This window comes from Pseudomonadota bacterium, assembly GCA_039818985.1.
In the GTDB taxonomy this organism is placed as follows: Bacteria; Pseudomonadota; Alphaproteobacteria; order Sphingomonadales; family Sphingomonadaceae; genus Alterisphingorhabdus.
Genome location: JBCBSU010000001.1, coordinates 2,454,507 through 2,463,648 on the forward strand (window position 1 = coordinate 2,454,507; position 9,142 = coordinate 2,463,648).

Annotated in this window: 8 protein-coding genes; 7 read left to right on the plus strand and 1 reads right to left on the minus strand. The window is 60.0% G+C overall.

The annotated features are described in order from the left end of the window. Positions 1 to 47: 47 nt before the first annotated feature. The 6 genes from AAFX04_11680 (at position 48) to AAFX04_11705 (ending at position 3,979) form a co-directional block, all read left to right on the plus strand. The gene (locus tag AAFX04_11680; protein MEO1046091.1) at positions 48 to 434 is read left to right on the plus strand and encodes a MerC domain-containing protein; all 387 of its coding nucleotides are present in this window, start codon (positions 48 to 50) and stop codon (positions 432 to 434) included. After that, positions 434 to 856: a transcriptional repressor gene (locus AAFX04_11685; protein ID MEO1046092.1), complete on the plus strand. Its 423-nt coding sequence runs from the start codon at positions 434 to 436 to the stop codon at positions 854 to 856. The genes AAFX04_11680 and AAFX04_11685 overlap by 1 nt, the downstream gene beginning before the upstream one ends. Positions 857 to 941: 85 nt before the next feature. Further along, entirely contained in the window at positions 942 to 1,244 is a 303-nt protein-coding gene (locus AAFX04_11690; protein ID MEO1046093.1) for a hypothetical protein, read from the plus strand. Positions 1,245 to 1,257: 13 nt separating this feature from the next. Beyond that, complete coding sequence (locus AAFX04_11695) at positions 1,258 to 1,914, plus strand: ATP-binding cassette domain-containing protein (protein ID MEO1046094.1); 657 nt, start codon at positions 1,258 to 1,260, stop codon at positions 1,912 to 1,914. Further along, the gene (locus AAFX04_11700; GenBank protein MEO1046095.1) at positions 1,908 to 3,410 is read left to right on the plus strand and encodes an FtsX-like permease family protein; all 1,503 of its coding nucleotides are present in this window, start codon (positions 1,908 to 1,910) and stop codon (positions 3,408 to 3,410) included. Before AAFX04_11695 ends, AAFX04_11700 begins: the two co-directional genes overlap by 7 nt. A 47-nt stretch (positions 3,411 to 3,457) precedes the next feature. After that, the gene (locus AAFX04_11705) at positions 3,458 to 3,979 is read left to right on the plus strand and encodes a DUF3299 domain-containing protein (GenBank protein MEO1046096.1); all 522 of its coding nucleotides are present in this window, start codon (positions 3,458 to 3,460) and stop codon (positions 3,977 to 3,979) included. 47 nt (positions 3,980 to 4,026) lie between these two features. Here the strand turns inward: AAFX04_11705 and AAFX04_11710 are convergent, their stop codons facing one another. Next, positions 4,027 to 4,398: a hypothetical protein gene (locus AAFX04_11710; protein MEO1046097.1), complete on the minus strand. Its 372-nt coding sequence runs from the start codon at positions 4,396 to 4,398 to the stop codon at positions 4,027 to 4,029. A gap of 246 nt (positions 4,399 to 4,644) precedes the next feature. On the opposite strand from AAFX04_11710, the gene AAFX04_11715 reads away from it, so the two are divergent. Beyond that, entirely contained in the window at positions 4,645 to 9,009 is a 4,365-nt protein-coding gene (locus AAFX04_11715; protein MEO1046098.1) for a hypothetical protein, read from the plus strand. Positions 9,010 to 9,142: the final 133 nt, after the last annotated feature.

Genomic DNA, 9,142 nt, shown 5'->3' on the forward strand with positions numbered 1-9,142 from the left:
GAGATAATATCACATATTTATAGGATTTGCAGAAGTTGAGGGCAAGGGTGAAAAGCGCCGATTACAGTTTTCCGCGTTCATTTGACGGTTTCGGGATTGCGCTGTCCGGGCTGTGCCTGATCCACTGTCTTTTGTTGCCGATAACATTGGTGCTGCTCCCGGCACTCAGCCTTTCGCCGGCACTTGGCTGGCTGCATGACAATGAGTGGTTGCATGTCGCGCTGCTGTTCCCGATCTTCCTCGTCAGCGGGACGACATTATTGCGCGGCGCAAGGCTGGACCGCCGTATAGGTTATATTGGCGGCGCGGGTATTGCGGCTTTGTGCATAGCTCTTTTTGCGCCGAATGAGTGGGCAGAACAAATTATTACCACATTCGGCACCGTCATGCTGATCGTGGCGCATATCCTCAATATCAGAAGACGCGCAGCCTGATGAAGGTCAACACTTCGGAACGCAAACGTCGCCGTGCCGAAGTGCTTGACCAGATTGTCGAGACAATCATAAACGAGGCACCGGTCCCCATCGGCGCCTATACCATATCGGAGCACAGCGCGCGGCACAGCGAAAATATAGGCCAGAAACTGGCCCCGACACAGGTCTATCGCAGCATCACTCGCCTGGTCGAGGCCGGACGCATCACCCATCTGGTGTCATGCAACGCCTATGCGCCTGCACGCAACGATCCGGCCATTCATCTGCTGTGTGCAGAGTGCAACCAGCATCAGCCTGTAGCCGATGATCAGGTAGCAATGATGCTGCGCCGAATGTGCGCCCGTTCGGGCTTCACAGACCGGGAAATCCATGTAGAGCTCACCGGACTTTGCCCCGATTGCTGCGCTAGACAAGACGCATAGACTAATATATCATGACGTGACCATCAGGAGTCTAGTCACAATGATCCGTACCAAACGGCATATTGCCTCATGCGTTGCACTTGCTGTGCTGGCGCAATTTGCTGCATCACAGCCCGCCTTTGCCTGCGACATGCACGGCGATATGGGCTTTGGGCGGATGAACCCTTTCCTGGCGATGCGCAGCAAGCATTTTGACGACGCCATGCCGTCGCTGGACGATTCTCAAGTCAGCATCAACGAGGAAGAGGCTGCTGACATTACGCTTCGGGCCATTTCCAGTAATCCGGACACGGAAGATACCGATGCCACCGAGGTAACAGAAAAGCCGGACGAGGAAAACGGCGACGCTGACAAGACAGCAACCGAAAACACTTCAGCCCAAGCCTGACGGCAAATTGACGATGCTCCTTGCCGTTGATGGGATAAGCAAATCCTACAGTGACAATGCGATACTCGATGGCCTGTCCTTCTCGCTGGATCAAGGTCAGCATGCCTTGTTGCTTGGCCCGTCAGGCTCGGGCAAATCCACCCTGCTGAACATCATATGTGGTCTGCAACAGCCCGATAGCGGCACTGTACAGATTGACGGCGAAACCATCGCCGATGGCGCAGGTGCGCAGCAGAATGACGCCGTGCGCCGCCGGTCACTGGGCATTGTTTTCCAGACACTGCGCCTGGTATCGGCGCTGACCCTGCGCGCCAATCTTGAACTTGCACAACGGTTGCAATGCGGATCCATCGATGGCGCGGTCATCGATGATTGCCTTGACCGCCTTGATATCGCCGGTCGCGCCAATGCCAAGCCGCATCAGCTCAGCCAGGGTGAAGCGCAACGCGCGGCGATAGCACGCGCCATAGTCGTAAAGCCGCAGCTGCTTATTGCCGATGAGCCGACATCGGCGCTCGATGGCGAAAATGCCGCGCGTGTGGCCCGGCTGCTGCTCGACATGGCCAGCAGTGTCGAGGCCGGTCTGCTGATCGCTACCCATGATGAGCGGCTACAGAGCTTCTTTCCCAATGCTTTCCGGCTTGCTGAAGGGAAGGTGTCGCCATGCTGAGCCTCGCCCTTGCCTATCTGCGGGACCGCCCGCTCACCAGCGCGCTCAATATCCTGTTGCTGGCGATTTCGGTGGCCATGCTGGTATTGCTACTGCAATTTGCCAGCCAGTCGGCCGAGCGGTTCGAACGCGATGCGCGCGGCATCGACCTGGTTGTCGGCGCGAAAGGGTCGCCATTGCAGCTTATCCTTTCGAGCGTGTTCCACATCGACCAGCCGACCGGCAATATCCCGCTAGACAGTCTGGAGCGGTTTCGCCGCGACCCAGCGGTGGCGCGTGTGGTGCCACTCGCACTGGGCGATAATTTCGAAGGCTATCGCATTGTCGGCACCGATGCTGCTTTTCTGGAATTGCACCAGGCGGAAATAGCCGAGGGCAAGATGTTCGATGGCACCGCCCAGGCGGTCATGGGTGCTCAGGTTGCCGTCGAAACCGGTGCCACGCTGGGACAGAAATTTATCGGCAGCCATGGCCTTGCGGAAGATGATGACGGCGCCAGTGATCACGACCATGCACCGTTTGAGACCGTTGGCATATTGCGGCCAACCGGCTCGGTCGTCGACCGGTTGATCCTGACCTCGGTCGAGAGTGTCTGGGACGTGCATGGCATCGAACATGACCATGAAGAAGAGGGTCATCATGATCATGATGACACCGATGATCACGACCATGACGTCAAGGACGATCATGATCATGAAAAGGCTGAACATGGCGAGGATCATGATCACGATAAAGACCATGACCATGAAGCCCATCACGGCGAAGACCATGATCATGACGCCGATCATGACCATGATAAAGCGCATGAACATGAAGAGCATGGCGATGAAGGCCATGATCATGACGAGGATATAACAGCGACCAACAGCGCAGAGAGTGTAGATGACAGCGCTGCATCGTCCATGCGCCGGGGCGGAGCGCTTCTTCAGGACAGCCGCACCGAGCTGGAACCGGAACTCACCGCACTGCTGATCACTTATCGCAATGCGTCAGGCGCGATTCGCATTCCCTCAATGGTCAATCGCCAGACCGCCTTGCAGGCTGCGGTCCCGGCGACAGAGACCGCCCGGCTGCTAGACCTTCTCGGCGTCAGCTTTGACGGCGCGCGCCTCTTTGCCTGGTTGCTGGCGGGTGTTGGCGGGCTGGCGATCTTTGTCGCACTGTTTTCCATGGCGCGATCCCGCGAGGGCGATCTGGCGCTGTTGCGCGTGATGGGCGCCACCCGGTCGCAGCTCTTCGGCACCATCATGCTTGAGGGGCTTGTTACCGCCGCCCTCGGCGCACTGCTCGGCTGGGTCGCCGCGCATGCCCTGCTCTCGCTTGCGCGCCAGAACTTCCCGGCGATGCAGGATCTGGGCCTGACCGCATGGCAGCCGGTCGCAGCGGAAGCACTGATCATAGGTGCCGTGCTGCTGATCGGCGTTATCGCCGCCGCCATCCCCGCCTGGCGGGTGATGCGGGTCGATCCCGCATCGGTACTCGCCAGAGCGCAATAATATCTCTATATAGCAAATCAGAGGGTGATTATGTCAGGAGACAAAGAATGACGATCAGAAAGGCATTGGTGCTGGCAACTGCAGCAGCCACGCTTTGTCTACCCCTCTCAGGCACATCGGCGGTTCCGTCCTATAAGGATGGCGGGAAGGCCCCAGAACCTGTCGAAGATATATGGAAACCGGCGGCAACACCCAAAGGCGGTATCTCGTGGACAACCCTGGAGGCCACGGGCGAAACAACGCGCCGCGACGATGAAGGCTATATCCTGTCAAAACCCAAATTCACGCCAAAGGTGAAGTCGCTGGCGGGCAAGCGCATCAAGGTCGCCGGATGGATGATGCCGCTGGAGAACAGCGCCCAGCAGAAACATTTCGTGCTGCTCGCCTATCCGCCCGGCTGTCCGTTCCATTTCCATGCCATGCCCAATCAGTTTATCGAGGTCTATGCCGACAAGCCGTTCAAGACCAATGAGCGGACATCCTTTGTGGTCTCCGGTGTGCTCGAGCTGACCGGCTATGATGAAAGCGGTATCTTCTACCGGATGAAGCAGGCCCGACCGAGCATCTAGCTCCAGCCGGAGCTGGACTGCAGCCGCATCGCGTAAGTGTTTCGAGCTTATTGTTCCGCCCGTCTGGCGGCATAAAAGCATGCCAGAATCATGATTGTGTTGCCGATCCCGTCGGCAACACCGCCCAGCGGAGTCAGCACCGGGTCGATCAATGTGAACCAGATATTGAACGCCAGAAACCCGATCAGCATCAGGCCATAGGCAATAAAGGTCGTCCGGGTAAAATTGGCCGTGGCGGCAAAGACACCGGCGATCAGTGCCTGGGCACCGAAGCACCCCATGACAAATGCGAGCGCGGGTCCATTGCGATATTCCTCACGCAGGCACAGTTGAATGACGCTGTCGGGCAGCAACAGTGCCCAGCCTCCAAGGATGAAGAACACGAACGCAATCAATAGCTGTATCTGCCTGGTCCGCATGCCGCTCTCCCTCACAGTTCAGCCACGCTTTATGCGCCTCAAAAAGGACTGACCGTTTCATACAATACAATTATCTATGTTATTGAAAGCGTAACCACAAAGGTCAACGCGCCCTGTGCGTGATGACACACCCGATTGCTTCGAATTTCGGCAGAGCAGCCTGGCTGTGCCGTTTTGCCACGGTTTTGTGACCAGCAGCAGGTCACATGCCATGTTTTGTAGCTGAATCAATCAAGGGGATGTCATATGTCTGGCCGTTACAATAGCGTAGTTCGTTCTTTCCTGCTGGCGACAAGTGCCGCTTCCATAGCGCTGGCGATGCCGGCCCTTGCCTCAGCACCCGATGCTGTGCTGCAACCTGCCGGAGGAAATACCATCTATCTGGCGGACAATATCGCGCTGCCCGACTGGCGCTCGCCGCTGACATTTGCATTTGCGGGGCCGTCCGGGGAACTGTCGGGCCTGCATCTTGTATCGATAGAGGTGGCGGATAGCGACCTCGTGAATCAACGTGAGGATGCAGATAACGCGGATGAGGAAGCCGATAACGACAGCGACTCAACCCTGCTCCTGGCCAATGAAAATCAGCCACAGGGCGCAGGTCCGGCCTGTGAAGAATCGGTAGGACTGGAATGCGGAAGCGGGTCGACGACTGGCATCAATGGAGACTCAACAGCCATCGGCGTGAATGCGTCTGTTACGGGTGCTGATGGAACGGCTGTTGGCGATAGTGCAACAGCTGATAGCGCCGCAACAGCGCTGGGTAATGAAGCCAGTGCGACCGGCGGATTCTCCACGGCGATCGGACAGGCGGCAAGTGCATCCGGCGCGGACTCAATCGCTGTGGGGTCATTATCCGATGCGACGCAGGACGGCGCCATCGCCATCGGCACTGACAGCATCAGTGATGCAGGCGGTGACGGCGCGCAGGCTATCGCCGAACGGGCCATCGCCATCGGCCAGGATAGTGCTGCCAATCAGGCGGACTCCGTCGCACTCGGCGCAGCGGCAGGCACGGCTGGTGCGCGCGCCATTGCAATAGGCAGCCAGTCAAATGCCGCCGGAACCGACTCCATTGCGATTGGCAGCTTCGGGGGAGACGCGGACGGTGTGACGGCGCGTGCCGGCGGTACCCGGTCCATTGCCATTGGCACAGAAGCGCAAACCAACAATTCGGAAGCGATTGCTATAGGCGATAATGCCAATGCTTCTGACCTGGCATCTATCGCCATTGGTGATGCGGCATCAGCAACCCAGATCAGCGCGCTGGCAGTGGGGGATGATGCTGCAGCGACTGGCAGCCGTGCTGTTGCTATTGGCCGGGCCGGGTCGGCCAGTGGCAATTTCTCCATTGCCCTTGGCACCGATGATACAGACGCCGACACTATTGGCGCTGTTGCTGCGGGAGAACGCGCCATTGCGCTCGGTTCCGACACCAGTGCCGCTGGTCTCAACGCCATCGCCATTGGCAGCCGCGCCAGCGGCTCCATGGAAGGCGCGATTGCGATTGGCGGCGATGGTGTTGATGTAGGCGATGAAGGCGCGCAGGCGCTTGGCGAGGGAGCCATAGCCTTGGGGCTGGATGCTGCAGCGGGCAATGACGGCGCCATAGCCATTGGTGAGGAAGCCCAGGTCACAACCGGCAGCATTGCTTTAGGACGCGGCGCCGATGCGCTGGCGTTGCGCACCATATCTATCGGCGGCAATACCAGCGCAACGGCCGATAATGCGATAGCCATCGGCATTGCGACCGATGCAACCGGGGCTGGTGCCATTGCGCTTGGTGTGGCTACGACCGCGAGCGAGTCCTCTACAATAGCGATTGGCCAGAGTGCCAACGCAGCAGACACGGGCGCAACCGTTGTCGGCTCCGGCGCGACCGCAACAGCCAGCAGCAGCACGGCTTTTGGTTTTAGCAGCGATGCGACAGGCAACAGTACTGTGGCAATCGGGGCAAGCAGCCAGGCTTCGGGGAGCGAATCTTTCGCTGCAGGTGTCGGCAGCAATACGGCAGGGCAATCCAGCATTGCCATTGGTGCCAGAACCGATGCCACCATGCTAGGCGGTATTGCGATAGGCGGTGACGGGGATGATACGGACTTTGATGGTGCACAGGCGACGGACGTCGGCAGCATCGCGCTTGGACTGGACTCAGCATCAAGCGACAGCAATGCCATTGCCATTGGGTCGGAAAGTGTTGCGTCCGGCACCAGCGCTGTCGCATTGGGTCGAGGTGCAACTGCATCGTCAATTTTCGGAGTCGCTATCGGTGCCAGTGCGGAGGCAACCCGCGGCAGTGCCATTGCCATTGGGGTGAGTGCTGATGCCACGCAGGGTGACGCGATCTCGATAGGTAGTTTGAGTACAGCGAGCCAGCTTAACAGCATCGCCATTGGCGCTGATACCGTGGCCGGTGGGTCGGGTGCGGTCGCCATTGGCGGCAATGGCAATGATGGCGGAACCGATGGTGCCATGGCCACGGGTCCGCGTTCTGTTGCCGTTGGCGCTGATGCCGAGGCGACCGCCAGCGAGGCCGTTGCCATTGGCGATAATGCACTGGCCAGCAATGTCTCGTCGACAGCCATTGGTGACGGCAGCGAAGCGACCGGCCTTGCAAGTTTTTCTGGCGGCGCACGTAGTGATGCCATTGGCGAAGGGGCTATTGCGATTGGCGGCGATACAGGCGATGTGGGTTTTGAAGGTGCACAGGCGACGGCGGATCGGGCTATCGCCTTTGGTGCAGACAGCGTCGCTTCGCAGGCGGACAGCATCGCCATTGGCAGCAACGCAAGCGTTACCGCACTTAATTCGGTTGCTCTGGGCGCGGGCTCGGTTGCGACGGTGGCGAATACGGTATCGGTTGGCGCTGTTGGTAGCGAGCGTCGCATTGTCAATGTTGCGCAGGGCAGTGACGGCACCGATGCGGTCAATCTGGATCAGCTTAATGCCGCGATTGCCGGGGTGTCCGGCGGCGGGATTGATCTGAACGGTGGCGGGATAAACTCGGCGGTCGTGGGTGACAATGCAGTTGCTTCTGCGAACAACACAACGGCTGTTGGCGATCAGGCTGAGGCGGTTGGCAATAATGCGACCGCTTTGGGCTATCTTGCCGACGCGGGCGCCGCCGGGGCCACGGCGCTGGGCCGTAGTGCGGATGCAGCTGGCGCGTCTTCTGTCGCGGTGGGTCTCAATGCATCGGCCGCCAACACCTTTGGTCTGGCGCTGGGTGCGGACAGCAGTTCAAGCGGTGTCAGCGCAATAGCGATCGGCCGTCAGGCGAGTGCTGCCGGGTCCAATGCGACGGCAATCGGTCTTAACAGCGATGCTGTTGGCAACAACTCGACCGCCATCGGCAATGAGACCGAAGCCGGCACCAGCGCCACCGCCATTGGTCGTGAGGCGGTTGCCACAGGTGATGGTGCTTCCGCCTTCTCACCCTTTTCGATGGCGACAGGTAATCAGTCGAGTGCGTTCGGCTTTTCCTCGCAAGCGACCGCTGCCTTTGCCTCGGCCTTCGGCAACAGTGCCATAGCGAGTCATAACGGCGCCACCGCCATTGGCTTCAATGCACAGACGGTGGGCGTGAACAGCATCGTCATCGGCACGACGGTGAACACCGTCTATCTGCCGGGTCTGGCCAATGGTCTGGCACCGGGGGAACAGGGCAATGTGGTGATCAACGCAGATGGCAGCCTGACCACGGTGCCGCTTGCCGGCCCGACAATGGCCAGTGCGCCGGTCCCGGCAGCGCCTGCTGCGGCTGCACCGGCAGCGGCACCGCAACCGGCGGCCACACCGGCGCCGGCTCCTGCAACCAATGTGGCTGAGGCACCGACGCCTGCTGCGACACCGGCACCTGCAACACCGACAACGCCTGCAACTCCGGCGGCAGAGCTCGCTACAGCCACTGCGGCAGCCGCACCGGCTTCTGCGGCACAGCAGCGTGCCGCCAGCGCCAATGGTGATCCGCGCACACTGACAGCGATGGAGAGCAATGGCCGTCCGGCAGGCGTCACCGCTGCCGGCACAAACATGGATGCAGCCGGCGAGCGCAATGGCCGCGGTCAGATCACCGCAGTCGAAAGCAGCGAATCCTATATTGTCGAGGAACCCGACAGCGCCGATATCGACCTGCGCACACCATCGCGCGCCGGCTCTTATGGGGCCCGGGCCAGTGCCGCCGCACAGCAGGCAGCGCTCGATATGGTCGGCGGCAACCTGCTCAGCGGCAATGGCACCACCAATATCGCCAATGTCGCCAATGGCGTAGACATGGCGCAGTTCACCGCGCTGGAGACGCGCGTCGCCGGGCTGGAAGGACGCATCACCACCCTCGACAACCGCACCACAGCGCTGGAGCAGACGCTGGCACAGCAGAGCCGCCAGAATAATGGCGGCATTGCCGCAGCCATGGCCATGGGTGGCGCGATCATCGTGCCCGACAGCAATGTCTCCATGTCCTTCAACCTCGCCACCTATCAGGGCGAGCAGGGCTTCTCCGGATCGGTCATCGGACGCGTCACCGACCGCATCTACATCTCCGCAGGCATCGCCGGATCAACCGTCGACAACACAACCAGCGGACGCGTCGGCGTCGCCTTCGGGTTCTAGACCATTGCGCCCGACAAGGGGGAGCCGCACAACAGGTGGCTCCCCTTTGCCGATACCCCCTTGCCGATACCCCGTTGTCGATACCCCGTTGTCGATACCCCGTTGTCGATACCATGTGTTGCCGTCTGGCAAG